Origin of the sequence: Phytoactinopolyspora alkaliphila (assembly GCF_010550695.1) — a bacterium.
GTDB classification, from domain to species: domain Bacteria; phylum Actinomycetota; class Actinomycetes; order Jiangellales; family Jiangellaceae; genus Phytoactinopolyspora; species Phytoactinopolyspora alkaliphila.
On record NZ_JAAGOB010000012.1, the window covers coordinates 87817 to 114272 of the forward strand.

20 protein-coding genes are annotated in these 26456 nt (G+C 68.1%); 12 read left to right on the forward strand and 8 right to left on the reverse strand.

The window, feature by feature from the left end; translation table 11 throughout:
• The first annotated feature begins 55 nt into the window (after positions 1 to 55).
• Positions 56 to 1237 (forward strand): LolA family protein, encoded by a 1182-nt coding sequence (locus G1H11_RS19865; RefSeq protein WP_163820336.1) that lies wholly within the window; start codon positions 56 to 58, stop codon positions 1235 to 1237.
• Positions 1238 to 1359: 122 nt separating this feature from the next.
• On the opposite strand, the gene G1H11_RS19870 is transcribed toward G1H11_RS19865, so the two are convergent.
• On the reverse strand, positions 1360 to 2316 hold the full coding sequence (locus G1H11_RS19870) for a hypothetical protein (RefSeq protein ID WP_163820337.1): 957 nt from the start codon (positions 2314 to 2316) through the stop codon (positions 1360 to 1362).
• A 386-nt stretch (positions 2317 to 2702) separates the two neighbouring features.
• Between G1H11_RS19870 and G1H11_RS27190 the strand changes: the two genes are divergently transcribed.
• From G1H11_RS27190 to G1H11_RS19885, 3 genes are read left to right on the forward strand one after another with little or no spacing between them, the layout of a single operon-like run.
• The gene (locus G1H11_RS27190) at positions 2703 to 5372 is read left to right on the forward strand and encodes a GNAT family N-acetyltransferase (RefSeq protein ID WP_163820338.1); all 2670 of its coding nucleotides are present in this window, start codon (positions 2703 to 2705) and stop codon (positions 5370 to 5372) included.
• 24 nt (positions 5373 to 5396) lie between these two features.
• A complete protein-coding gene (locus G1H11_RS19880) occupies positions 5397 to 5978 on the forward strand; it encodes a DUF5998 family protein (RefSeq protein ID WP_163820339.1) in 582 nt (193 codons plus the stop codon).
• Positions 5975 to 7102, forward strand: coding sequence for an alkaline phosphatase family protein (locus tag G1H11_RS19885; RefSeq protein ID WP_163820340.1), 1128 nt, complete (start codon positions 5975 to 5977; stop codon positions 7100 to 7102). Before G1H11_RS19880 ends, G1H11_RS19885 begins: the two co-directional genes overlap by 4 nt.
• 21 nt (positions 7103 to 7123) lie before the next feature.
• Here the strand turns inward: G1H11_RS19885 and sepH are convergent, their stop codons facing one another.
• The gene (sepH, locus tag G1H11_RS19890) at positions 7124 to 8266 is read right to left on the reverse strand and encodes a septation protein SepH (RefSeq protein ID WP_163820341.1); all 1143 of its coding nucleotides are present in this window, start codon (positions 8264 to 8266) and stop codon (positions 7124 to 7126) included.
• Positions 8267 to 8476: 210 nt separating this feature from the next.
• Here sepH and G1H11_RS19895 point away from each other — a divergent pair, with 210 nt between their 5' ends.
• Complete coding sequence (locus tag G1H11_RS19895; RefSeq protein WP_163820342.1) at positions 8477 to 9604, forward strand: ferrochelatase; 1128 nt, start codon at positions 8477 to 8479, stop codon at positions 9602 to 9604.
• A 2-nt stretch (positions 9605 to 9606) separates the two neighbouring features.
• A complete protein-coding gene (locus G1H11_RS19900; protein WP_163820343.1) occupies positions 9607 to 10413 on the forward strand; it encodes an inositol monophosphatase family protein in 807 nt (268 codons plus the stop codon).
• 112 nt (positions 10414 to 10525) lie between these two features.
• Here the strand turns inward: G1H11_RS19900 and G1H11_RS19905 are convergent, their stop codons facing one another.
• The gene (locus G1H11_RS19905; RefSeq protein WP_216843953.1) at positions 10526 to 11179 is read right to left on the reverse strand and encodes a DUF3159 domain-containing protein; all 654 of its coding nucleotides are present in this window, start codon (positions 11177 to 11179) and stop codon (positions 10526 to 10528) included.
• A gap of 285 nt (positions 11180 to 11464) precedes the next feature.
• Positions 11465 to 13966 carry a tetratricopeptide repeat protein gene (locus G1H11_RS19910; protein ID WP_163820344.1) on the reverse strand — a complete coding sequence of 834 codons (2502 nt, stop codon included), beginning with the start codon at positions 13964 to 13966 and terminating at the stop codon, positions 11465 to 11467.
• Between the two features lie 31 nt (positions 13967 to 13997).
• Here G1H11_RS19910 and G1H11_RS19915 point away from each other — a divergent pair, with 31 nt between their 5' ends.
• The 5 genes from G1H11_RS19915 to G1H11_RS19935 all read left to right on the forward strand — a co-directional run bounded on the left by G1H11_RS19915 (position 13998) and on the right by G1H11_RS19935 (position 20371).
• Positions 13998 to 15251, forward strand: a complete 1254-nt coding sequence (locus G1H11_RS19915) for a sensor histidine kinase (RefSeq protein WP_163820345.1) — start codon at positions 13998 to 14000, stop codon at positions 15249 to 15251.
• Complete coding sequence (locus tag G1H11_RS27195; RefSeq protein WP_163820346.1) at positions 15248 to 15913, forward strand: response regulator; 666 nt, start codon at positions 15248 to 15250, stop codon at positions 15911 to 15913. The genes G1H11_RS19915 and G1H11_RS27195 overlap by 4 nt, the downstream gene beginning before the upstream one ends.
• A gap of 175 nt (positions 15914 to 16088) precedes the next feature.
• Positions 16089 to 18269 carry an MMPL family transporter gene (locus G1H11_RS19925; RefSeq protein ID WP_163820347.1) on the forward strand — a complete coding sequence of 727 codons (2181 nt, stop codon included), beginning with the start codon at positions 16089 to 16091 and terminating at the stop codon, positions 18267 to 18269.
• A complete protein-coding gene (locus G1H11_RS19930; protein ID WP_163820348.1) occupies positions 18266 to 19552 on the forward strand; it encodes a cytochrome ubiquinol oxidase subunit I in 1287 nt (428 codons plus the stop codon). The genes G1H11_RS19925 and G1H11_RS19930 overlap by 4 nt, the downstream gene beginning before the upstream one ends.
• A 6-nt stretch (positions 19553 to 19558) precedes the next feature.
• On the forward strand, positions 19559 to 20371 hold the full coding sequence (locus G1H11_RS19935) for a cytochrome d ubiquinol oxidase subunit II (RefSeq protein ID WP_163820349.1): 813 nt from the start codon (positions 19559 to 19561) through the stop codon (positions 20369 to 20371).
• Here G1H11_RS19935 and G1H11_RS19940 read toward each other — a convergent pair.
• The 4 genes from G1H11_RS19940 to G1H11_RS27200 form a co-directional block, all read right to left on the reverse strand.
• Entirely contained in the window at positions 20361 to 21257 is an 897-nt protein-coding gene (locus G1H11_RS19940) for a carbohydrate ABC transporter permease (RefSeq protein WP_163820350.1), read from the reverse strand. The genes G1H11_RS19935 and G1H11_RS19940 overlap by 11 nt on opposite strands.
• Entirely contained in the window at positions 21254 to 22195 is a 942-nt protein-coding gene (locus G1H11_RS19945; RefSeq protein ID WP_163820351.1) for a carbohydrate ABC transporter permease, read from the reverse strand. The genes G1H11_RS19940 and G1H11_RS19945 overlap by 4 nt, the downstream gene beginning before the upstream one ends.
• Before the next feature lie 18 nt (positions 22196 to 22213).
• Positions 22214 to 23467 (reverse strand): ABC transporter substrate-binding protein, encoded by a 1254-nt coding sequence (locus tag G1H11_RS19950; RefSeq protein ID WP_163820352.1) that lies wholly within the window; start codon positions 23465 to 23467, stop codon positions 22214 to 22216.
• An 81-nt stretch (positions 23468 to 23548) separates the two neighbouring features.
• Positions 23549 to 24787 carry a sensor histidine kinase gene (locus tag G1H11_RS27200; RefSeq protein WP_216843954.1) on the reverse strand — a complete coding sequence of 413 codons (1239 nt, stop codon included), beginning with the start codon at positions 24785 to 24787 and terminating at the stop codon, positions 23549 to 23551.
• A gap of 143 nt (positions 24788 to 24930) precedes the next feature.
• On the opposite strand from G1H11_RS27200, the gene G1H11_RS19960 reads away from it, so the two are divergent.
• Positions 24931 to 26445 (forward strand): sodium-dependent transporter, encoded by a 1515-nt coding sequence (locus G1H11_RS19960; protein WP_163820353.1) that lies wholly within the window; start codon positions 24931 to 24933, stop codon positions 26443 to 26445.
• The last annotated feature ends 11 nt before the right edge of the window (positions 26446 to 26456 follow it).

Below are 26456 nucleotides of genomic sequence, written 5' to 3' on the forward strand. Positions count from 1 at the left end.
GCGCCGGCCGCGCACAGTGGACGTATTGGATCCGTGATGCAAGGAGAACATAGAGATGGCTACCGCAGTGGACCACCCCGGCAGGCGCAAAGTGTTCGGAAAGCCGTGGGTGGTCCCCGCGGTAGCCGCGACGGCGGTGGTGGCCACGGCCGTCGCCGTGCCTCTCATCGCCGATGCCGACTCCGACCTTCCGGAGCGCAGCGCGGCGGAACTGTTCGCCGGCCTCGCCCGCGCGCCCGAGGTGCCCTTCGCCGGTACCCTCGTGTACTCCGCGGACCTGGGACTGCCCGACCTGTCGGCCTTTACCGATGACGACAGCACCACCCCGTGGTCACTGCTCAGCGGAGCCACCACGGCCCGGATCTGGTATTCCGACCTGGACACGTTCCGGATCGCGTTGCACGGAGAGTTGTCGGAGACCGACCTGATCCGGGACGGCGACAGCTTCTGGTACTGGGACAGTGACGAGAACACCGTGACACACCTGGACGCGCCCGCGAGTCAGGAGGACCCCGCGGGTGGCCTGTTCGGAGCTGATATGGGTCGCGCGCTCGGCAGCTCGGACGTCGTCGCCCAGCTGGCCATGCACTGGCTGGCGCCTACCACCGAGATCTCCGTGGACGGCACCGCCACCGTGGCCGGCCGTCCTGCCTATGAGCTCGTCATCGCCCCTCGCGACGAGCAGTCCCTCATCGGCTCGATCCGGGTGGCGATCGACGGTGAACACGGTGTTCCGCTCCGGATCCAGGTTCATAGCACCGACGGCGGCGACCCCGCGATCGAGGTCGGCTTCACGTCGGTCTCGTTCAAGGAGCCGGATCCGTCGGTCTACGAGTTCACACCGCCGCCTGGGGCCAGCACGGAGGAACTCGACCTGGACTCCTGGCTCTCTGCCCACGAGGAGCATGATCCGTTCGGCGGCGCGCCGCTGGGCACCGACGAAATGGCGGTGGATGTGGTCGGCGAGTCGTGGACGTCGGTTCTTATCGTCGACGGCGTGGATCCTGCGCGCCTCGCCGCTCAGCTCGAGAAGCTGAGCACGGAGTCGGACAAGGACGTCGGTGACGTCGCTGGAGCCGTCGGCGCCCTGCTCTCACAGATGCGCCCCGTGGGTGGGCCCTACGGCTCAGGGCTCGCCCTGGAGAGCCGGCTCCTCTCGATCCTCCTGCTGGATGACGGGCGGCTCTTCGCCGGAGCGGTGAGCCTGGAAGCGCTCGAAGAGGCGGCAGCCGACTGAGGCGTGGGCCCGTTCCCACCCGCGGGCCCACGTCCCACAGCCGCCACACTCATCATGATCGGCCGGGCTTTCCGACGAGAAAGCCCGGCCGATCACGTTGAGCGGCATTCGTGGCGCGAGGTCTACTCGAAGGCGGGACCCGCTTCCTCGGCGGCTTCTTCGCCCTCGGCGACGCGCTCGGAGATGGACTCCAGCACGTCGGCCTTCACGCTGCTCGCCGAGCGAGCGGCGGCGGCGCTGCTCTTGGTGCTCAGCGAGGCCGCGGACGCAGTTTCGCACTGCTCCTCGCCGCGCACCCGGTTGTCGCTGACCACCGGAGCGGGACTGTTGTCGGCGCAGATCAGGTCGCCGCGGATGACGTTGCCGCTGATCGTTGCGTCGGCGGTGTTGCCGGTGACGCTCAGGCCGGCACCGAAGACGTTGAAGCCACAGTCGCCGACGGCACCCTGCTCACCGATCTGCAGCAGGCCGCTGTTGCCGGAGAAGCTGGCGTCGCCGTCCACCTCGGAGAAGCAGACGACGCTGCCGAGCTCCGTGCCGGCTACCGAGATGCCGCCTTCGATCACCGAGTCGTACACGTCGGTGAGCAGGCCACCCTCGGAGTTGACGTTCCGGCCGACCCGGCTGGACTCGAGGAAGGTCTCGACATTGGTGGAGTTGACGTTGCGCTCGTACGACGAGCCGAGGCTGTAGAAGAACTCCGAATCCGTGGCCACCACGTTCAGTGCGTGCGAGCTGTCCTCGGAGTAGACGCCGAAGGCTCCGTTGAGTCGGGTGACGTCCTTGGCCTCGGAGTTGTCGAGGCTGGCGAAGCCGTTGGCGTTCACCCGCAGTGCACCCTCGACGACCGAGTCCTCCAGGAGCAGGTTGGCGTTGGCCCGCACGGTGGCGGTTCCGGTGATGGTGACGTTGGTGAGCTCACACGAGGTGTCGGCCCGGACGACGAGATCGCCGGGGATGGTGACGTCGGAGGCGGTACCTTCACAGATGATCGTCAGGCCGGCCTGGGACGGAGCCGCGAAACCTACTGCGAGGAGTGCCCCGCCTGCGAGGGCGAGTACGAGTCTTTTCACGCGCATGGATGTTCCCCTTGTGTCTGCTGGCGTTCTGGCCATCGCCCAGCCCGTCTCGAAAGCCGAGCCGTCCGGGTCGCGGGCGGCTTTGGCGCAGAAGACGCACCGTGGGCGATCTGGGTCGAGGCCGCGGCCTCCCACGGCGCTCACGGTCGGCAAACGCCCATGCGAGAAAGCGAAACCCCTCTGCCTTCCGAGGAAACCGGCATTTGCGAATGCGGGTACCTAGAAGGCATTTCGTGCAGTTGGACTCTTTCGGAAAGCTCTTGCCCTGTCAAGATCTACGGCAGGTCGAGAAGGATCGGACCACGAGGCGTCGCGTACTGGACTCGTGCCGGTTACCCGGCCGTCGCTTGCGCCGCCGGTGGGCCGCCGCGCGCTAGCCTTCTCGTGTGCAATCCGCCGCGACCTACCCCGCTCATTGGGAGGCCGACGTCGTTCTCGCCGACGGCGCCACGGCGCACATCCGGCCGATCCGCCCGGAGGACGCTGACCGGCTGGTCGATTTCTACGCCCGGGTCAGCGACGAGTCGAAGTACTTCCGCTTCTTCGCGCCGTACCCGCGGCTCAGCGAGCGCGACGTCGCTCATTTCACCCGTATGGACCACGTCCGGCGCGTCGCGCTGATCGTCCTCGTTGGCGACCAGATGATCGGCGTCGGCCGCTACGATCGCGTCACCGACGGCATCGCCGAGGTGTCGTTCCTGGTGGAGGACAGCCACCAGGGCCGGGGCGTCGGGAGTGTGTTGCTCGAGCACCTCGCGCAGGCCGCGCGAGAGCGCGGGGTGCACCGCTTCGTGGCCGACATCCTTCCAGTCAACCGCAAGATGATCAGCGTGTTCTCCGAGGCCGGTTACACCGTCGACGACCATTTCGAGGACGGCATCGTCCACGTCGAGTTCGAGATCGTGCCCACCGACCATTCCCTGCACGTCACGGAGGCTCGCGAACACCGAGCCGAGGCCAGATCGATCCAGCGGCTGCTCAGGCCGCAATCGGTGGCGATCGTCGGCGCCAGCCGATCGGCCGGGAAAGCGGGGCAGGCGCTGGTGCGCAACATCGTGGGCAACGGGTTCACCGGCCCGGTCTACCCCGTAAACCCCGAGGCGGTGGCCGTCGCGGGGGTGCCTGCCTACCCGTCGCTCACCGACATCCCCGCTGAAGTCGACCTGGCGGTGGTCGCCGTTCCGGCCGTGTCGGTGGGCGAGGTCGTCCTCCAGTGCGCGGCGCACGGGGTGAAGGGCCTCGTCGTCGTCGCGGCGGGCTTCGCGGAGAGCGGCAATGAGGACGGCCGGCGCAGGCAGGCCGAGCTGGTGCGGGTGGCCCGCGCCAACGGCATGCGGGTGGTGGGGCCCAACTGCCTGGGCATCATCAACACCGACCCCGCGTACTCGCTCAACGCGTCGTTGGCGCCCATCGTGCCCCCGCCGGGGCGGATCGGCCTGTTCGCGCAGTCCGGCGCGCTGGGAACAGCGATTCTCAGTGACGGTGCGGCCCGCGGTCTGGGCTTGTCGACGTTCGTCTCCGCCGGCAACCGCGCCGACGTCTCCGGAAACGACTTGCTGCAGTACTGGCGCGACGACGCCGCCACCGAAGTCGTCCTGCTGTACCTCGAGTCGCTGGGCAACCCGCGCAAGTTCTCCCGCCTCGCCCGCGACGTCGCCGAGGTGAAGCCGGTGGTCGCGGTGAAGAGCGGGAGGACGACGCAGGGGGTGCCGACCGGACACACCGTACGGCCCATCGAGGTACCCGAGGCCGCGCTCGATGCCATGTTCCGGCAGTCCGGTGTGATCCGGGTCGACACCATCCCGGAGATGTTCGATGTGGCCCAGATCCTGGCCTACCAGCCGCTTCCGGCCGGAAACCGGGTCGGCATCGTGGGCAACTCCAGCGCGCTGTGTCTGCTGGCCAACGACGCCGTCCTCGCCGCCGGGCTCGACGTCGGATGCGAGCCGGTGGACTTGGGCGTAGCCGCGTCCGCGGACGCGTACCGGCACGCGCTAGGCGATCTCGCCTCCCGCCCGGAGATCGACGCACTCCTCGTGATGTTCACCGCCGCCGTCGACGCCTCCCGCGGGGAGGACGTGGCTCGGGTGCTGGCGCATTCATCGGAGACCAGCGGCAAGCCCATGGTCACCACCTTCCTGGGCAGCCGTGGTGTCCCCGAGGAGATGCGCAAGCTCGACGAGCACGGGGTTCCCCAGCGCGGCTCGGTGCCGTCGTACCCGTCGGTCGAGGAAGCCGCGCGAGCCCTGGCGCACGTCACCGGGTACGGCACGTGGCGGCGTCGCCGGCACGGGCAGGTGCCGGCGGTGGGCGGCGTCGACGCCGCGGCGGCCCGGGCACTGGTGGACTCGCTGCTCGCTGCATCAGCCGAGGACACGGTCGAGCTGGCCCCGACCGACGTGGCCGACCTCCTGCAGCACTACGGCGTCGAGCTGACGCCGATGACGCCCGCCCCGACGCTTGATGACGCGCTGGCCGCGATGAAGCGGTTCGGCACCGAGGTGGTTCTCAAGGCCACGGCATCACACCTGCGGCACCGCCCGGACCTCGCCGATGTCTGGCGCAATATCGACACCGCCGACGAGATGCGCGACGCGTGGGAGACCATGTCTCGTACCCTCGCCGATCCCGCCGACGCCGGGTTCGTGGTCCAGCCGATGGCCGCGGGCGGCGTGCCGGTCGCCATCTGGGGGCGAGAGGATCCCATGTTCGGCCCGGTGATCTCGTTCGGCATCTCCGGTGTCGCCACGGAGCTGCTCAGCGACCGCGCCTACCGGATCCCACCGCTGACCGACGTGGCGGCCGCGGAGATGGTCCGCGAGGTGAAGGCCGCGCCGCTGCTGTTCGGGTACCGCGGCGGAATCATGGCTGATGTCAAAGCCGTTGAAGACCTGTTGCATCGGGTATCCCGGATGGCGGACGACCTGCCCGAGCTCGCGGCGATCGAGCTGAATCCGGTCCTGGTGGGTGAGGAAGGCGTCGCTGTGGTGAACGCCGCGGCGCGGCTGTCGAGACTCGCGCCGCGCCCGGACTGGTATGCACGCCGTCTGGCCTGAGCAGAGCGTGTAAGGATGGGGGCTATGTCGGACACAGGGACTCGCGAAGGGCTGAGAATCGCGATTCAGCAGGCGGGCTACTACCCGGACCTCGTCGCGGACACGCTGGAAACAGCGCTGGCCGGGGAACCGGTCGAGTCCTTCATCGTTCATCACGAGCCGCATTTCGACCGTGACGAGCTACGTCGCCATGTCAGCGTCCTCGTGCTCACTCCTACCCGGCTCATCGTCGGTCACTCGGACGAGTACCCGTCGGACGAGACCCACGGTGGGCCGTACGCCACCACCTCCACGGAGGCGGTCCCGCTCGATCGGGTGTCCTCGGTGGTCGTCAGCCGGACGGTTCCGTCTCCGGCGTCTCACCAGATAGGCGACCGGCCGCTGGATGTCGTGGTGACCATCGGCTGGGGAGCGATGAGCCGGATCGATCTCGAGCCCGCCACCTGCGGTGATCCAGACTGCGAGGCGGACCACGGATATACCGGTGCGTTGACCTCCGACGATTTCACCCTGCGTGTGAGCGAGGCCGGTGACGGCATCGCCCGGGTGGACGACATGTTGCGCTTCGCGCGGGCCTTGTCGGCCGCCACCGTGCGGGTGCGGTGACGCGCTTGCCGGTGCTGCCTCGATACGGCGAGCGTTCGCTTGCCGATCTGCTTCCGTCGGTGCTGGGTGCCCTCGGCCTGCCGGGGGAGGACAACGCCTTGGACCTGCCGCGTGCGTCGCGATACTGCGTGCTGCTGGTGGACGGGCTCGGCTGGAACCTCCTGTCGTCGCATCCGATCCAGACGCCGTTCCTCGCCTCCTTATCCGGGCGCCCGCTCACCTGCGGTGTGCCCAGCACCACCGCCACCAGCCTGACAAGCCTCGGCACCGGACTCCCGCCGGGCCGGCACGGGGTCCTCGGCTACACCACGCGGGTACCGGGGCGCGACGAGATCTTCAACGCGCTGAAATGGGAACCGCGAATCGATCCGGCCACGTACCAGCCGCATCCGTCCCTCTTCGAACGGGCACACCATGCGGGCGTCAGCACCGCGGTGCTGGGGGAGCGGCGGTTCCGGGAGACCGGCCTGACCATGGCTGCCCTGCGCGGGCCCTTCCGCGCGGCCGGCACCTACGGTGAACGGGTGGCTGCCGCCGCCGACGCGGTCCGCGCCGGCGACTCGAGCCTGGTCTACGTCTACGACAGCGACCTCGATCACACCGGGCACCAGAGCGGCTGCCGGTCCGCGGCGTGGCGGCACCAGCTGGTGATGGTGGACCGGTTCGCGGAGGAGCTGTACGACGCCCTACCCGACGACGCCGTGCTGATCGTCACCGGTGACCACGGCATGGTCGACATCCCGAGCGAGCTCCGGATCGACGTGGGAGATCACCCTGGGCTGCGCGAAGGTGTCTCACTCATCGCCGGCGAGGCACGCTTTCGGCACGTCTACACGCGCGACGGCGACCGCTCGAACGCCGAGGACGTCCGGGCGGCCTGGACTGATGTGCTGGACGGCGGCCGCGCCACGGTGGTGACCCGTGAGGAAGCCGTGGATCTGGGCTGGTTCGGCGCGGTGGAGAACCGGGTGCTCGAGCGGATCGGCGACGTGGTGGCCAACGTGCACGGTCAGTGCGCGGTGGAATACCGCAGTGTCTTCCCGGTCGAGACCAAGCTGGTGGGCCTGCACGGCGCCATCAGCGAGGACGAGATGCTCGTGCCGTTGCTGACGAGCGCGGGCTAGGACTTTTGGCGGAGTCGAGCTCTATTCGGGCTTACGACGACCGAACATGATCTCGTCCCAGGTAGGAACGCTCGGACGGCGCGACCGGGACGACCCGCGAGGCTTCGCCACCGGCGGCGGTTCTTGTGCCGTGGGGGCCAGTTCAGGCTGCTCGTGCTCGTCGTCGTCGCCCTCGTCGACGTGACTGGCGATGTCGCTGAGGCGGAGGCGATCCGTGCTGGCGTTGTCTTCGTCGTCAGCGGGCTGGTCGCTCCACAGCTCCGGTTCGCGGCGACGTCGCTCGGGGCGGCCGTACCGGCCGGTGCGCCGGGGACGGCGGGCCACGGGCTCGATGGGTGTGGTGGGGTTCTCGTCGTTGGGATCGTCGTCGGCGTCGTTCTCGACCGGCGCGGTGGACCGCAGCAGGGCCGACACCGGCTCGTCGCTCACCTGGGCGGTGGTCATCGCCTCCGGCAAGGGCGCCGAATCGAATGCATCGTCCGGCGTCTCGTCCTCAGGCGCTTCGGCGACCACCGACAGCCGCGGTGGTCCGGCGGGCGCGTCGGGCTCCTCCGGGGCCGGTTCGGGCTCGGGCCGCGGCTCTCCGGAGACCAGCCGCGCGACGAGGTCCTGCGGGACGACGGAACGGCCGGAAGGATCGAAGGAGAAGACCGCTGCCGACGGCTCGGTCGTGTCGTCCGGGGCGTCTTCGGGCGCGGTCCACGAGCATTGGACCCGCCAGCGGCCGTCGTCGGCGCGCCAGGCGTCCCACTCGACGCTCTCCGGCTCGGCGCCTATGGAGGCGGCGTAGTCGGCAGCCGCGGACTCGAGGGTACGCACCGGCCCGTCGCCCGCTGGACGGCGCAGGTTCGCCTGACGGGCCCTGCCGGCGATGTGCTCACGCTCAGCCAGCACGGGTCCGGCGAAGCGCCGCACCTTCTCCAGCGGCATCGTAGCGGCCGCGGCGACGGACTCAACCGACTCACCGGCCCGGATCCGGGCCTGGATGTCCCGCGGACGCAGTTGGCTCTCTAGCTGAATCTCCAACTGTCCCAACCTCGCTCGGTCACCTCGGATCGCGGCGTGCAAGCGCTCGTCGGCCCGCAGCGCGAACTGTTCGTCACCGTCGGAGAGGATCAAGTACTCGCAGTCCTCGCTGACCGCAGTCAAGCGAAGCTCTCGCATACCCTTACCTCCACACCATGACTGCTCTCATCGTCGCTTGTGAGAGTGTTTGTACCAAGCCGCCACGCCGCACGAGCAGGGACTGTTGAAGCGTATCGTGCCGAGACAAGACAAAAGCCGGATCCCGTCGCCGCCACTCCCGCGTTGCTCGCCCGGGCGTATTCGGCACCCTCCGTGCGGCGTACGCGGCGGGCTTGGGAGGATCAGAGGGTGAGTAGCTCTGATTCTGTCGACTCCCGGCTCGCGCCCTACGAGGCGTTGCTGGTGGTCTCGTTCGGCGGCCCGGAGGGGCAAGAAGACGTCATTCCGTTCCTGGAGAACGTCACCCGGGGCAAGGGAATCCCCACCGAACGCCTCGAGGAGGTCGGCGAGCATTACCGCGCGTTCGGCGGCAAGAGCCCCATCAATGATCAGAACCGGTCCCTCGTGGCCGGCCTCGAGCACCGGTTGTCCGAGATGGGCCTGTCCATCCCGGTGTACTGGGGTAATCGAAACTGGGACCCATACCTCTCCGACGAGTTGCGCCGCATGGCCGCCGACGGGATCACCCGGGCGGCCGCCTTTGTGACCAGTGCGTACAGCTCTTACTCGGGATGCCGTCAGTACCGGGAGGATCTTGCCGAGGCGGTCGTGGCGATGGGGCCCGGCGTGCCCCGGATCGATCGGCTCCGGCACTGCTTCGACCAGCCGGGATTCATCGCCGCGAATGTGGACGGGGTGGTCGGCGCACTGGGTGAGATTCCGGCGGAGTCGGCCGAGCGCGCACGGCTCGTGTACGTGACGCACTCCATCCCGGTGTCCATGGCGCAGACCTCGGGGCCGGCCGGCGGTGCCTATGTCGCGCAGCACGAAGCGGTCGCGCGTACGGTGACAGAACAGGTCGCTGCCCGCACCGGCGTCGAGTATCAGTACGACCTGGTCTACTGCTCGCGCAGCGGACCGCCGGACATGCCCTGGCTGGAGCCGGACATCAACGATCACCTCGAGGCTCTCGCGGCGGCCGGAGTGCCTGGCGTGGTGATGGCTCCCATCGGCTTCCTGTCGGACCACATGGAGGTCGCCTACGATCTCGACACGGAGGCGCTGGACACCGCTGCCCGCCTCGGCCTTTCCGCGGCCCGTGCGGCCACGGCGGGCACCCACCCCGATTTCGTCGACACCGTGGTCGACTTGCTGTTGGAGCGTGCCGCCGTTGAACGCGGCGAGAGCGTGACCCGGTCGAGCATCGGACCTCCCGGTCCGTCACACGATGTCTGCCCGGCCGCCTGCTGCCCGAACCCGCGCGGCCCGAAGCCGGCGCTGTGCGGCACGGACGAACCCCCTTACCCCAGGAGCTGATTGTGCAAAGCGCTGATGTCACGAACCTCGTCGACCTCGCGGTCGGCGCCGCCCACGAGGCCGGTGCGCTGGCCCGCGAGCGGAGGCAGGCCGTCAGCCGCATGACCGTGGCCGCGACGAAGTCGACGCCCACCGACGTGGTGACCGAGTCCGACACGGCGGCCGAGCAACTCATCCGGGACCGGCTCCTCGGCGCCCGGCCCGGAGACGCGGTCTTCGGTGAGGAGGGTGGACACAGCTCAGGCGAGTCGGGCGTCGTATGGGTGGTGGACCCCATCGACGGCACAGTGAACTACCTGTACGGGATCCCGCAGTACGCGGTCTCCATCGCCGTGCAGATCGATGGAGTGGTCCAGGGCGGCGTCGTCCACAACCCGGAGAGCGGGGAGACATGGACGGCCGTGCGCGGCTCCGGTGCGTTTCTCGACGGTTCTCCCATTTACACCACGCAGTGCAGCGAGCTTTCGCTCGCGCTGGTGGGCACCGGCTTCGGCTACGACGCCTCGCGCCGTGTCCGGCAAGGGGCGATCCTGGCGGAGCTGATCTCCGTGGTGCGTGACATCCGGCGAGCCGGCGCCGCGGCGCTGGACCTCTGTGCGGTGGCGACGGGGCGGCTGGACGCCTACTACGAGCGGGGACTCAAGCCGTGGGACCTGGCCGCGGGTGCCCTGATCGCCTCGGAGGCGGGCGCGGTGGTCAGCGGCCTTCGTGGCGAGGAAGCGGGGGAGAGGCTGACCTTCGCCGCCACACCGAAGATCGCCGAGGAGCTGCGCGACCTTCTGGAACGTCTCGGCGCCGATCAGGACTAGCGCCCGCACCACCGGCCGTACCCGCGGCCTAAATGATCATGTAAACCATGTTTTCTCGTGCTTCACCATGCCTGCAGCCCTGGTGAAGCACGAGAAAACATGGTTTACATGATCATTCGGAGGGGGCCGGGTGGCGGAGGCCGGGGTGGCCGGAAGGCAGCGTCTTGCGGATTACCGCCCAGGACACCGCGAGGCAGGCCGCGATCAGCGGCCACGTGAGCACAACCCGTGCTATCCCCAGGGCCACCACCTCGTCGGCCAGGTAGAGGGGCAGGAACACGGCGACCCGGATCAGGTACTGCATGACCCAGACCCAGCTGCCGCGTCCGTAGGCACGCACCAGGTCGGGGTCGCGCCGCCAGCGCGCCTTCTGGCCGAGGACGCCGCCGACGACGACGCCCAACAGCGGCCATCGCAGGACGATACTGACGGCCCAGGCCAGCGCGCTGGCGACGTTGCTGGCCAGCTGGATCAGGAAGAAGTCCGAGGCCCGCCCGGTGTAGAGGACCACAAGTGCCGCGATGCCGGTGGCGAGCAGGCCGACGAGCGCGGCGCGGGGCCGTGCGCCCCGCCGCAGCCGGATACCGGCGATCACGGCGGCGGCCGCGAACGCAGCGGCGATCCCGGCCCCGATGGACTCGCCCGCGACCAGCCACGCGGTGACGAAGAAGACCGGCGGGGCCGACGCGTCGACAGCCCCGGAGCGCCCTCCGAGCAGTGCGGCCAGCGACTCCGGCTCGGGCGCCGGGCGGGTCTGGTGGCTCACGTCTGGCAGATTACTTGGCCGCTCCCACCGGCGGCTCGCGCACCAGCTGCTTCTGCGGTGCCATCCGGCCAGCACTACCGGCGACGACGCCGGCGTGGTCCTCGTGTTCTGGGCGCATTGGGTGAAGTTTGTCGGGTGCTGAACGGTTTGTCAGGGTATTGTCAGGGCGGTGTCGCTGGGCAGCTGATAGCCGCGTACGCGACGCTAATGGTCACGCGCCTTGGTCGGCGGCGCCCATCCGGGGGGCATGGGCGCGGCCGGCCAAGCGCGCGGTAGCGCAGAACTCTAGATCTGATGCAACGGGGTCTCCCGGCCACGCTGCCAAGCTGCGTCGAACGCGTCGTCATCCAGCTCGGCGCGGGCCGCCGTCAGCGTGGCTTGATGCGCGGGCGCCTCGCACACAGGCACGGGCGCGCCGATGCGGTGCCGCGCCGCGGCCGCCGCTCCCAGCATGACCACCGCTTGCTTGGCTTGGTCGCGGCGGACCATCACCGCCGCGATCGCCTCCACCGTGCTCGCGGCGCGCCATTGATCGCCGAGTTCCTGGTGTATATCGAGGCCGGCGTCCAGGAGATCGGTGGCCCGGTCCAGGTCCCCGTCGCATGTGGCCAGGACACCGAGCTGATTGCGGCACCAGGCGATTCCCTCTCGGAAGCCTTCCTCCTCAGCGTGACTGAGGGCCTGCTCCAGCATGACGCGGGCATGCTGGAGGTTCTCGGTGTACAGCTCCACCACGCCGAGATTGATCAGGGACCACACGATGCCTTCACCGTCACCGAGTCGCCGGAACCGCTCGAGGGCGTCGCGGGCATGCTGGCGCGCGATGTCCCACGCCGCCCGGAGCCATGCCACGAACGCCAGGTGGTGCACGGCCCACGCGCTTCCCGCCGCGTCGTCAAGCTCGTCATAGACCGCCAGGCTCTTCCTGTGAAGATCGGCCGACGTCGCGTAGTCGCCTCGTTCCCGTGCAACGCTGCCGAGATAGCGCAGTGTCAATCCGGTGCCGGACCGGTCGCCGAGCTCGCCATACACGACTCGGGCGGTCTCGAGCATGCGCTGGGCGACGTCGTAGTCGCATTGCAAGAACGCCAGATACCCAGCACCCAGGAGTGCTTTCGCATGCCACCGCGCGTGTTCTGGCGCCGGACCGGCATGCTCGTAGGCGGACAGCGCGGCGTCCAGCCACCCGCGCCCCTCGGTATAGTGTCCGCGCAGGTAGCAGTAGGTATAGAGGGCGCCGGCCAACTTGAGCGCCAGAACCGGGCGCCGCCGTTCCAAGGAGCGCTTCATGGCGATCCTGAAGTTGTCCAGTTCCAGGTCGAGGCGGGTGAGCCAGTCACGATGCTCCGGGCCGTGAAGCTCCGTCTCGGCCTCCTCTGCCAGGTCGATGAAATAGATGGCGTGGTGCTGTTCAACCTCGTCGCACCGGTTTGCGCGGTCCAGTTGTCCGGCCGCGAACTCCCGGATCACTCCGAACATGTCGTAGCGGGCCTCGCCCTCCGCGCGCAGAACGTTCACGAGAGACTTGTCCGCCAGCCGGCCGATCGCGTCAATGACGGGCGATGGGTCCGGCCCCGAGCGCTCCGTGGACACCGCTTGGGCCGCGGCGATGGTCCAGCCGCCGGAGAAGACCGATAGATCCGCCAGGAAGACCTGCTCAGCCGGGCTCAGCAGGTCGTAGCTCCACGCGATCGCGGCGTGCAAGGTCTGCTGGCGTTTCGGTGCCGTCCGGCTACCGGACCCCAGGACCCGGAACGACGAGCGCAACTCCCGCGCGATCTGCTCGATGGTCAGGACGTTCACCCGCGCCGCGGCGAGCTCGATCGCCAGGGGTAGGCCTTCGAGGCGCCGGCAGACCTCCCGGACGTGTCTGGTCTCGCTGTCGGTGACTGGCGGCGCGTGCGCCGCCGCCCGGAGGGTGAACATCCGGGCGGCGTCGGACAAGGCGAGCGGCTGTACCGTCAAGACAGTCTCGCCGGGTATGCGCAAAGTTTCCCGGCTGGTCGCGACCAGCCTGACCTGTGCGCACTCCCGTATCAGGTTCTCCGACAACGCCGCCGCCGCGTCGATCACGTGCTCGCAGTTGTCGAGGAAGATGACCGCCTGCTGGTTCTGGAGATATCCGCTGAGAAAGCCGGGCTGGGCGTGCTCCGGAGAAACGGTGAGGCCCAGGGCAGTGGCCACAGCGGTGGTGACGGTCACCTCGTCGGTGCACGAACCCAATGCCGCCCAGCTGACGATCCCCGACGACCGATGCATCACCTCGCCGGCCGCCTCGATGGCCAGCCGGGTCTTCCCGACGCCTGCCGGGCCGGTCAGCGTGAGCAGGCGGGGGCCGGGAGGTTGCGTCAGGATGTCGACCACGTGAGCCAGCTCGGAGGTCCGGCCGATGAAATCGTCCGCCACGGCGGTGGACCGCCCGTTCGCGGCCGGCTCTGGCCGGGGACGCTGTCGTGCCGACGAGATGAACAGCTGGCGCTGCTCGCCGGAGAGTTCCAGCGCATCCGCCAGGAGACGCACGGTCAGGGGGCGCGGCGCGCGGCGCCGCCCACGTTCCAGGGCCGCCACCGCATCGCCACTGATACCGGCGCGACGTGCGAGCTCCTCCTGGGACAGTCCGGCCGCGAATCGGTGCCTTCGGAGCATGTCGGCGAAATCGGACTGCGGCATCAGGCCATCTAATGAGTAACGACGGCGCTTGTCCAGAGGCAGTTCGATCTTCGGCGTGCACCGCGCCGTGTGCAGCGCCGCGCGCGACGGCTCGTGCCAGGTGGCCGCCAGCCGCACCGACGGCCGTCACCTCGTATGCTGTCGGGCGATGGCGGATTCGGCGGCGGACCAATCGAACCCAGCGGACTCAGCCCACCTGGCGGGCCTGGCGAGCCCGGGGGCGCCGAGGTTGCGTGGTCGCACGGCGGACGCCGTCCTGGCCGCGCTGACCGCTGTGGTCGCGATAGCCGGCAGCGTGTTTCCAGAGCGCGACACCGAGATCACGCCCGTCGGCTGGCTCGTGCTCATCCTGACGTGTGCTGCCCTGTACTTTCGGCGGGCCTATCCGCTCGCGGTCACCCTGGTGACCCTCGCCGGGACAGCGGCGTATCTGTTGATGCCCGATCCCGACGGACCTGTCATCATCGCGTTCGCCATCGCCCTGTACACGCTCATGGCCACCGGCCGGTTCGCCGTCGGCGCGCTCCTTGCCGCCGTGGTGATCGTGGCGTCGTTCTACGGCGAGTACAGCACCGACACCGAGAACCTCGGTGAGCTCGGGGTGCTGTTCTTCGCTGGTTGGTTGCTGTCGGTGATGGCGATCGGAGGCGCCGTCTACAACCGGCGGGCATACCTGCGGGAGGTCGAGCGCCGCCTGCGGGAATCCGAGCTCAACCGGGTGGCGGAGCTCGAGCGGCACACTACCGAGGAGCGGCTGCAGATCGCCCGTGAGCTGCACGATGTCCTCGGCCACACTATCTCGCTCATCCACGTCCAGGCCGGAGCGGCATTGCACCGGATGGGCAAGGACACGTCCCAGGCGGAGGAGGCCTTGAGCGCCATCAAGGCGAGCAGCCAGGAGGCGTTGCGCGAACTTCGGGCTACCCTCGGCGTGCTCCGGCAGGTGGACGAGGCCGCCCCCACGACACCGGCGCCCCGCTTGTCCAGAGTCCACGAGGTGATCGAGCGGACCCGGTCGAGCGATCTCGACGTTCATGCGGAGATCCAGGGCGAGCCGCCGGCGTGGCTTCCGTCCGCGGTCGATGTCGCGGGCTACCGCATCGTTCAGGAAGCCCTGACCAATGTCACCCGCCACGCGGACGCGTCGACGGCCATCGTCCGCGTCCGGTTCGGTTCCGAGGCCGTCGTCATCGAGGTACTGGACGATGGGCGGGGCGGTACGCGGCAAGCCGGCAGCACACCGGACGGAACGGGAGTAGGCATCATCGGGATGACAGAGCGAGCGGCATCGGTGGCGGGCGAGCTCAACGCCGGCCCTCGCGCCGAGGGCGGGTTCCGGGTCCACGCGCGCCTGCCGTACGGGACGCCGCCAGCGGAACGTGGCGCTGAGGAGAGCACGTGATCCGGGTACTTGTCGCCGACGACCAGCGGCTCGTTCGAGCCGGATTCGGATCCATCCTCGACGGTGAGGACGACATCCGGGTGATCGGCGAGGCCTCCACCGGCGCCGAGGCGCTGCGGCTGACCCGTGAGCTGGGTCCGGACGTGGTGCTCATGGACATCAGGATGCCGGAGATGGACGGTCTCGAGGCTACCCGGGAGATCGTTCGCGACGACGCCCTGAGCACCGTGAAGGTCGTCATCCTGACCACCTTCGACCTGGACGACTACGTCTACGGCGCCTTGCGGGCGGGAGCCAGCGGGTTCATGGTCAAGGACACCGACCCCGTCGAACTGATCCACGCGGTCCGGGTGGCAGCCCGGGGCGATGCCCTGATCGCGCCATCGGTGACGCGCCGGTTGATCTCGGAGATCGCGGGACGGCGTGAAAGGCCGGCGCCGGCTCCGCAGCTCGAGATGCTGACCGAACGGGAGCGTGAGGTGATGACGCTCGTCGCCGCGGGCCTGTCCAACGACGAGATCGCCGAACAACTGGTACTCAGCCCCGCGACGTCGAAGACCCACGTGAGCCGGATCATGACCAAGCTTGGCGCCCGGGACCGCGCGCAGCTCGTCGTGATCGCCTACGAGTCGGGCCTGATCACCCCGGGCTGGCTGGACTGACAAGCCTGCCCCGCCCGTCGGGGCACAACCTCCGTGGTACGGCCGCGCCATGAGCCACAACCCACGGTGTACGGCAGGTGTCATCCCCAGGCCGATGCCTTGAGCAGTGCCTTTGCCTCACCCTGGACGGTGTCCGAGCGGTGCGCATGTCGCGCCCGACGTGTTCAGGAGGCTGATGACCGTGGCGACGACCACGTCCGACAATGCAGGGGGAGCCGGCCGCATGGGGCGGCTGGCCGGATGGTCGCAACGGCACCGCTGGTGGGCCCTGCTGCTCTGGGTACTGGTACTCGTCGGCGTCACTGCTGTGTCGCAGAGTGTCGGCGACGACTACTACGACGATCACACTCTGCCCGGCACCGAGTCGCAACAGCTCAGCGACACGCTCGCCGAACATGCTCCCGCGCAGGCCGGTGACTCGATTCAGATCGTTCTCCATGATCCCGACGGCTTCGGGAGCGAAGCCGTCCAGGAACGGGTCGAGACGATGCTGGATGAGGTCGGCACACTACCGCACGTGGTCGGGGTCACGAGCCCGTACGAGTCGGGGCACATGGTCTCCGCCGACGGGACGATCGGCTATGCCACCGTCGCGCTCGACGGCGGTGCCACCGATGTCCCGAGCGACGCCGTGCGGACCATCATCGACACCGCGCACGTGGCCGGCGGCGACGGCCTGCAGGTGGAACTCAGCGGCGACGCGATTCGCGGCGCCGAAGAGTCGGAAGGGGGCGCGGCCGAGGGCGCAGGGATCCTGGCGGCACTGGTGATCCTCGTCTTCATGTTCGGCTCGTTCCTGGCTGCGACACTCCCGGTGATCACCGCGATCTTCGCTGTCGGCAGCACGTTGGGCGTGATTGTCCTGATGTCGAACGTCACGACCATCGCGAGCTACACGCCGCCCTTGATGATGCTCGTGGGACTGGGTGTCGGCATCGACTACGCGCTGCTGATCTTCGCTCGTTACCGTGCCGAGCTGCTGCGTGGCGCCGGCCGGCAGGAAGCCGCACGGACGGCCCTGGACACGGCTGGGCGAGCAGTGATCTTCGCCGGTGTGACAGTGGTGTTCGCGCTGTTCGGCCTGTTCGCACTCGGTCTCGGCTCATTGCAGGGAGTCGCGCTGGCAGTCGCGTTGACAGTGCTTGTCACGATGGTGGCGTCGTTGACCTTGCTGCCCGCGCTGTTGACGGTCTTCGGCCGCAGGATCGAGCGCCGGATCACCAAGCACGCCGCCCGGACCAAGCGCGACGAGGGTGACCGGTGGCGTCGGCTCGCCGACGGCGTTGCGCGGAAGCCGTGGCCTCCGGTGGCGATCGCCGTGATTCTCCTGGCGGCGTTGGCGATCCCGATGTTCGGTATGCGGCTTGGCTTCGCCGACGCCGGCAACGACGCCGAGTCGACCACCAGCAGACAGGCCTACGACCTGCTGGCCGAAGGGTTCGGCCCCGGTGTCAACGGTCCGTTGTTCGTCCTGACCGACGGCGTGCCGGAACAGGACGCGGGCCTGGTTCAGGAGAGACTGTCTCAGACACCGGGCGTCGCCAGCGCGTCACCTCCGCAGCCGATACCGGATACCAGCCTCGCTACCGTCATGGTGTTCCCCGACAGTGCGCCGCAGGACGAAGCCACCAGCGACCTGGTCGCGAACCTGCGCGGCGACGTCCTTCCGGACCTGGCCGGCCAGACTGGAGGCACATACCTGGTCGGCGGATCGACCGCGGCCGCTGACGACTTCTCCGAAGCGGTCAGTGATCGGATGCCACTGTTCCTCACCGTGGTGGTCGGCCTGTCCTCCTTGCTGCTCATGGCCGTCTTCCGATCGATCCTGATCCCACTGAAGGCCGCTGTGCTCAACCTGCTGGTCATCGCGGCATCACTGGGCGTGGTCACCATGGTGTTCGGCGAGGGCATGTTCGGCGTTCAGCCGGGGCCTGTGGAGGCCTTCGTGCCGGTCATGATCTTCGCGATCGTCTTCGGGCTGTCGATGGACTACGAGGTGTTCCTGGTCTCGCGGATGCACGAGGAGTGGCGCCGGACAGGCGATGCCGTCGTCGCGATGCGGGAAGGCTTGGCCAAGACGGGCGGGGTGATCACAGCCGCGGCGGCGATCATGATCGTGGTCTTCGGTGCGTTCATGTTCAGCCCGGACCGGATGTTGCAGCAGTTCGGCCTCGGTCTGGCCGTGGCGGTCTTCCTCGACGCGATCGTGGTCCGCTGCCTCGTCGTCCCTGCTGTGATGCGGCTGTTCGGAGCCAAAGCGTGGTGGCTGCCGCGCTGGCTGGATCGGGCGCTTCCGCAGATTCCGATCGAACGCGCGGAGCCGGCATTCGTGCCGCGTGATCCGGTCGCCACGTGAACGCCGAGACCCTGGAGCTGGCGCGGCTGCAGTTCGCGGTGACCGCGGGCGCGCACTTCCTCTTCGTCGCACTGACGCTCGGACTCGCGACCATCGTGGCCTGTGTCCAGCTCCGGGCGACGGTTTCGAGAGACCCGGTGCGGACGGAGATGGTCCGGTTCTGGGGCCAGCTTTACGTGATCAACTACGCCATGGGGATCCTGACAGGTCTTGTCATGGAGCTGCAGTTCGGGTTGAGCTGGAGCGGGCTCACGCACTTCGCGGGCAACGTGTTCGGCTCCGCGCTCGCCATGGAGACGCTGGTTGCCTTCTTCATCGAGTCGACGTTCCTCGCCGTGTGGATCTTCGGCTGGGGCCGGCTGGGCCCGTGGGCGCACGTGGCCGTGTTTTGGGTCGTCGCCCTCACGGCGTACGCGTCGGCGTACTGGATCCTGGTGGCCAACGGCCTCATGCAGAATCCGGTGGGAACTCGCGTCGACGGCGACACGCTCGTCGTGACCGACCTCAGCGCCGTGCTCACCAATCCGAGCGCCGTCACGGCCTTCTGGCACATCGCCGGCGGTGCCCTGCTCACCGGCGGGTTCCTGGTGGCCGGGGTCAGTGCGTACCACCTGTACCGCCGAAGCCGCCACGGCGAGCTGTTCACCCGCTCGCTGCGCATCGGCGTGTTCACCGCGCTCGCGGGGTTGGTGCTCAGCGTGGTCACCGGCGGCATGCAATTCGAGTGGCTGGGCGACGTCCAGGCGATGAAGATCGCGGCGTTCGAGGGTGACAGTGCGGAGCTGGACGCCCTCCAAGCCGCGATGTCGGCGCAGTTCGGTGCCGGCGACTACACACCTCCGTCACTGGCCCGCGCCGGTGGCGTGGTGATGCTGCTGGCGTTCGCCTTGATGCTGTGGCTGCTGATCGCCGGCGCCTTGCTTGCGTCCTTCCGCCGAGCCGTGCTCAGGTTCCGGCTCTGGCACGTCGTCCTGGTGGCGTCGATCCCGCTGCCGTACATCGCGATGATCGCGGGCTGGGTCTTTCGCGAAGTAGGCCGGCAGCCGTGGGTGGTCTACGAGATGCTGACCGTCGAGGACGCGGTCTCGGACGTCTCGGACACCGTCATGCGGGCGTCGCTGCTGACGTTCACCGCGATCTTCGGGACGCTGATCGCGGTCACGGTGTGGTTGCTCGCCCGGCATGCGCGACGCGACCCGGGCACCGGGTTCCTGGGCCGGGTGATCGACGAGCGGGGTGGCCAGGAGCCGTCCACCGCCGTCCTGACGTTCGTGGGGAGATGAGCGCCGATGGAGACACTCGCTGTGGTGACGCTGGCCTTCTACGTGCTCGGCTACTTCGTCCTCGGCGGCGCGGACCTCGGCACGGGCATGATGCTTCCGTTCCTCGCCCGCAACCGGGCCGAACGGCGGCTTGTTGTCGCGGCGATCGTGCCCTTCTTCCTGACCAGCGAGGTCTGGCTGATCGCGTCCGCCGGACTGCTGATCGGGTTCTTCCCGGCCTTGGAAGGTGAGCTGGTCAGCGGTCTGTTTCCGCTGATCGTGGTTCTCCTGGCCGGCTGGGTGACTCGTGACGCCGGTGTCTGGTTCCGCGGCAGGGTCACAGGCGACGGCGTCGCGGCACGTAGCTGGCGCGCCGGGTGTGACGCGGCCATCTGCGCCGGGAGCTGGCTTGCGGCCGGAGCGTGGGCATGGATCCTGTCCGGCATGCTGGGCGGGACCTTCACGCGCGTTCTCACCGATCCGGCGGTGATCTTCGCTGTCCTGGCCGTACTGGTGGTTTTCGGCCTGCATGGTCTGGCCTTCGCCGCGCTTCGGCTCACCGGAGCGCCGCAGCGCCGCGCGGCGCAGGGTTTCGGCGCGATGGGGGAGAAGCAGGCTTTCGCCCTCACGGCCGCGGCCCTGATGACTCTGGTCGCGGCCGCCGGGTCGGGGCTCGAGCTGACCGGATCCGCGGCCGACCCGGCGACCCTGGCGTGGCTGGTGCCGGCGGCCCTGGCACTCACTCCGCTGCTGATGGCCAGCCAGGTGTGGGTGTGGTGGCTGTTCGGCCGCCGCGTTTTCGCGCCGGAGGATCAGGACAACAACGTACTCATCCCTTGAGTCCTCCCGACGTCAGGCCCGCGACGATCCGCCGCTGGAACAGCAGCGCGACGATGATCATCGGAATGACGACGACGACGCACGCCGCGGTGATGATCCCGACCGGGCGCTGGAACTCGACCTGGCCGGTGAACGCGGCGATCGCCACTGGCACGGTCTGAGCGATCTCCGGATTGCGCGGGGCGAAGGTGTTCGCGAGCAGGAACTCGTTCCATGCCGTCACGAAGATGATGATCGCCGCTGCGAAGACGCCGGGTGCCGCCAGTGGGAAGATCACCTTGTAGAAGGCCTGGAACGGGGTCGCGCCGTCCACTCGGGCCGCCTCCTCGAGCTCCCGCGGGATGGAGGCGTAGAACGCGGTCAGGATGAAGATGGTGAGCGGCAAGGTGAACGCCGTGTAGGGCAGGTACAGGCCTTCCCAGGTATTGAGCAGACCGAGCGTGCGCCACGCCTCGTAGAGCGGCGGCACCAGAGCCACCGGAGGGAAGAGCGAGACCGCCAGGACGCCGGACAGAAGCAGGATCTTGCGCTTCATCGGCAGCCTGGCCAGGGCGTAACCGGCGAGCGACCCGATGACGATGCAGATGATGGTGGTCATGCCGGCGATGGCCAGGGAATTGCGCAGATTCAGATGGAAGTTCTGCTCGAACACGCTGGCGTAGTTGTCCAGGCCGAACGGTCCCTGAAACAGATCGGGGCTGTTGAGCGCCCTGTCGCCGAGCTTGAGGCTGGTCATGATCAGCCAGAAGAACGGGAACAGGCACCAGAACAAGACGATCACCAGCAGGCCAGTCCTCGCCCATGTCCGGCCCCCTGAACGCGCCTTGACCGGACCCTGGCGACCTGTGGTCTGGGTTGCGGTGGCCTCCTGCGTGACGTCGCTCATCGCTCGGTTGTCCTTCCGATGACCAGTTGCCGGCCCAGCATGGAGACGAAGACCAGGCCGACGCCGAGAATGATGACGAACGACAAGGTCGACAGCGCAGCGCCGTAGCCCGGATTGGGAGTGCGGACCACATATTGCTGGACCAGAATCGACAACGACTCCGTGTTGAACGCCCCGCCCGTCATCACCTGCGGAAGATCGTAGACGCGCAGCGCCTCGACGGTACGGAACAGCAAAGCCACCAGGATGGCCGGGCGCAGGAGCGGAAGCGTGATGTACCACAGTCGCTGAAGCGCGTTCGCGCCGTCCGTCATCGCGCTCTCGTAGAGATCACCCGGAATCGTCTGCAATCCGGCCAGCAGCAGAAGAGCCACGAAGGGTGAGGTCTTCCACACATCGGCGAAGATCACCGCGAACGTCGCCCAGCCTTGCTGGCCCAGCCAGTTGAAGTTCCCGAGGCCGAACACGTTGTTGATGAACCCGGGCGTCACGTTGAACATGAAGAACCACATCTGGGCCGCGATCACCGTGGGGATCACCCAGGGGATGAGGATCGCCGCTCGAGTGATGCCGCGTCCCCTGAACGCCTGATTCATGATCAAGGCGAAACCGAGCCCGATGAGGAACTCCGCTCCGACGGAGGTCACCGTGAACACCAGGGTGAATCGCAATGACTCCCAGAACCGGCCGTCGGTCAGCGCGTCGGCGTAGTTCTGCAGTCCGGCGAACCCGACATGCTGGCGGCGCGTGTATTCGTTCAGGCTCAGGATGAATGCATAGACCACCGGGAACAGCGCCACCAGAGCCATCAGGATGATCGACGGCGCGATGAACAACCTGGCGAGTGTGCGTTCGGAGAACCCACCGGCCCGAACCGACGACTGGTCCGGGCCTGCAGGTTCGACACTCCTGGCCGGCGCGACGGGCGTGTCTGCCATGGCCGGTGCCCTACCTCGTCACTGCTCGACCGTGGTTTCCAGGTGAGACCGGACCGCCTCCACCGAGCTCTGGATGTCAGCCTCACCATTGACGGCCGGGAAGAGCGCGCGCTGCATCTCGACGCTGATCTCATTCCACTCCGGGGCCGGCGGCCGCGGTTTGGCCTCGCCGAGCACGTCACCGAGCAGCGCCATCACCGGGTCGTCCGCCAGATCGTCATATACCGAGGCCATGGTGGGTGGCACTGACCCCTCCGTGGCGAGCATCGTCTGGGCCTCCTCATTGGTCGCGGCCCAGACCACGAACTCTTTGGCAGCGTCGATGTTGTCGGAGAAGGCGCTCACGCCGTTGTTGAAGCCGCCGAGTGCTGAGATCGTCCCGTCTCCGGTGAAGGTCGGCAGGGGAGCGATGTCGAACTCCGGGGCCTCCTCGTCCTCTTCGAGCAGGGAGTGCACATACGGCCAGTTACGCATGAACACAACGTTGCCCTGCTGGAATTCGTTGCGGGCCTCTTCCTCTTGCGCGGTGTTGAACCCCGGTGCGTAGCACCCGTCGGCCATGGCGTCGGCCATGAACTCCGTCGCTTGGACACCCAGCTCGGTGTCGAACGCCACCTGTGTCTGATCTTCGTTGTACAGCTCGCCGCCTGCGCTCCAGTAGTACTCGAGCCAGTTCACGACGAAGCCCTCGTACCGTGCGCCCTGGCCGATGAAGCCGTTGATGCCCTCGTCCTCGGCGACGGAGATGGCCTCCTCGCAGAGTTCATCCCACGTGGTCGGCGGCTCATCGACGAGATCGGTCCGGTAGTAGAGGAAACCGGCGTTCGAGTTGTACGGCGCCACCCACAGCTCGTCACCCCACGTCGCCGACTCGAACGGCCCGGGCAGCGTCGCGCCCTCGATCTCGCCCCGGACATCTTCGAGACTCTCGAGCCATTCGTTCTCCGCGTACTCACCGGTCCAGATGACATCGACTCCGAGCACGTCGAAGCCGCTGCCCTGAGCCTGAAGCTCGAGCGCTTGCTGCTCGCGTTGCTGATCGGCTTCTTCGGGCAACAGCTCGATTCGGATGGGCGTGTCCGGATTCTGCTCGTTCCACAGCTCTGCGACCTGTTCGTGGACGCCTCCGGGTTGCGCCTCGGCCCCGCCGATAGCCCACACCAGTTGCCTGGTCTCGCCCTCGTCGCCGCCGTCGTCACCTCCGGGAGTACACGCCACCGCAACCAGCACCGCAACTGCCGTCAAGGACAGCCAAGCACTGCGTATTCTCATGTCCGCCTCCCCGCAAGTCAGCGAAGTCTTGGCGGTCTTGTTCCCCGAAGCCGACGATCAAAACGGACGAGAATCGAACTGTTACCGGGGCCAGGGCAGCTCGGCCGACAAAGTGAAGCCTCCGTCGGGTAGCGAACGATGGGAGAGCAGCCCACCGGCAAGATCCACCCGCTCGCGCAATCCCACCAGGCCGGTGCCGGCCCCGGGGATACTGCCGTCTGCGACGTGGCGGCGCAGGGGCGCGTTGTGCACGCTCACGCGCAATCCCTCTCCGGGTCCACCACCGAGGGAGATGGTCACGGCCGTGCCGGGAGCATGCTTGCGTGCGTTGGTCAGGCCCTCCTGGATGAGCCGGTACGCGCACCGGTCCACGAGCGGCGGCGGGTCGCCCTCGTCCGTGCGGGTGTCCACGACGGTGACGTCCATGCCGGCTTGCGTGGACTCGGTGACCAGGCTGGTCAGCTCCTCCAGAGCGGGCTGGCCAGCGCCGTCGGCGCGCTGAGCAGGCGTGCGCAACACCCCGATCACCTCCCGTAGATCCTGTAGCGCCTGGTGTGCGCTCTCCCGGATCACACCGGACACCCGAGCGAGATCTTCCGGAGGCGCGTCGGGCCGGTACTCCAAGGCGTTGGCGTGCACGCTGAGCAGTGACAGCCGGTGTGCCAGCACATCATGCATCTCCCGGGCGATCCGCTCACGCTCGCGATGCCTGGCCTGCTCCACGCGCAGATGCGCTTCGGATTCGGCCTGGCGGGCGCGTTCGCGAAGGGAGATCACCAGCTGGCGCCGAGCCCGCACGAACATTCCCCACGCGACGATCGCGACGGTGAACAAGGCGATGAACACCATGGAGGCCGGCCACGACATGTCTGGCGAGGGATAGATGCGAAAGTAGAGCGCAGCTCCGAGAATGTTGGCCGCCGCAATCCCGGCCACCACCGGGAACCGGCGATGCACGGCCACGGTGAAGATCATCACCACCAGCGCGCCGCTCGTGGCGGGGGAGAACAGCCCGGCCACGGTCATGATCACGGCGAGGTGGACCGGCCAGCGACGCCGCCACCACAGGGCGACACAAGCGCTCGCCCCAACCGCGAGGTCGACGATCCGCAGCCAGGTGAACCCATCGACCTGGACGACCTCGACGAAGCCGAGGATTCCGAAGACGATGGCGATGAGAAAGGCGGCTACGTCGACGGCCCAGTCGCGCGGCGAGCGCCGGGCGTGCCGCTCCGCCGGGCTCACGTCGGCCGTCAGCAATGCCGGCAGGAGTCCCGGTAGGTCGGGACTGGGCCGACGGCTCGGCGATGTGTCGTTCACGGCGCAACGTTATCGATGTCTGGCCGTTGCTCCCATCCGGGCGGAGTCAAACCACGCCGATGGCATGACCACCCCTTGTCAAGCGTGGTGTGACACGGGCATGATCACCTGCAACATGTCACGGCGGCGAATCGGGGTTCGTCATGACTCAACAGAACACATCCGGCAGCGGGCGCGTCGTCTTCGCCAGCAGGTTCACATTCGTCGCCGCGGCCATCGGGATGGCCGTCGGCACCGGAAACATCTGGCGGTTTCCGCGCGACGTTCATGCCTGGGGCGGCGGCGCCTTCCTGCTGGCCGTCGTCGTCGCCAACCTGGTCTGGGCCATCCCACTGCTGATGGCCGAGTCCTTTATGGGCTCGAAGAGCAGGCTTGGCACGGCGGGCGCCTTCCGCGACATCATGGGCCGCCGATTCACCTGGATGGGCGGCTTCATGGGCATGGCCACCATCGCCATCATGTTCTATTACTCGGTGGTGTGCGGCTGGGCTATCCGCTATCTCGTCTACGCGGTCACCGGTGAGTTCAGTGCCGGCATCACCGTCGGCGAGACGACCAGTATCTGGGAGGGCTTCACAGACAGCCCGGCGCAGACCGTCCTGTTCCACGCCATCGCCATCACCCTGGTGGGCCTGATCGTCTTCCGCGGCCTCAAGGGCGGGTTCGAGGCCGTCCTGAAGATCGTCGTCCCAGCGCTGTTCGTCATCCTGGCCGTGCTGGCCGTACGGGCCATGACCCTGCCCGGCTCGGCCGAGGGGCTGCGCTACCTCTTCGTGCCGGACTGGAGCCTGCTCGGCGACGCCGAACTGTGGCTCCAGGCCTTCGCGCAGATGGCGTTCTCCACCGGCGCCGGCTGGGGGCTGTACCTGACCTACTGCGTCTACATGCGTCGTCGTGAGGACTTCGCCTTGAACGCCACCACGATCGTGGCGGGAAACCATCTGGCCTCCCTCCTCGCGGGCATCGCCGTCGTGTGCACCATCTTCGCTCTCGGTGGCGCGTCATTCGCGGACGAGGCGACGGGAGCCGGCAACGAGGGGCTCACCTTCGTCTATCTCGCCGTACTCTTCGGCGAGATGCCGGGCGGCACCTGGTTCTTCGCGCCCCTGTTCTTCCTCGTGCTCGCCCTCGCCGGCATCTCCAGCCTGATCGCGATGGTCGAGCTTGCCGCCCGCAACGTCGTCGACATGGGTGTCCGTCGCAAGGTAGCCGTCCCGGCGATCGCAGCGGTGGCGTTCCTCGCCGGGCTTCCCGCGGCGTTCAACCTCGACTACCTGAGCAACCAGGACAACGTGTGGGGTATCGCGCTGCTCATCAGCGGTCTGTTCGCCGCGGTGGCGATGATGAAGTACGGCCTCGAGCAAGCCCGCCGGGACATGGATGCGGACAGCGACTTCGGAGTGGGCGGCTGGTGGACGATCCTCATCCGGCTCTTCCCGGTGATGTTCGCGTTCCTGTTCGGCTGGTTCATCTACCAATCCGTGTCCGACCCGGGCAAGGCGTGGTGGGACCCCACGGACACGTTCAGTCTCGCCACCATGGTGGTGCAGTGGGGTGCGCTGGTGGCGATCCTCCTCGTCGTGAACAACCGCCTCGCGAACCGGATCAATCCGGGACCCATCAGCACCGTGCCCGCCGAACCCGGCCGGCACGACTGAGAAGGAGTGGA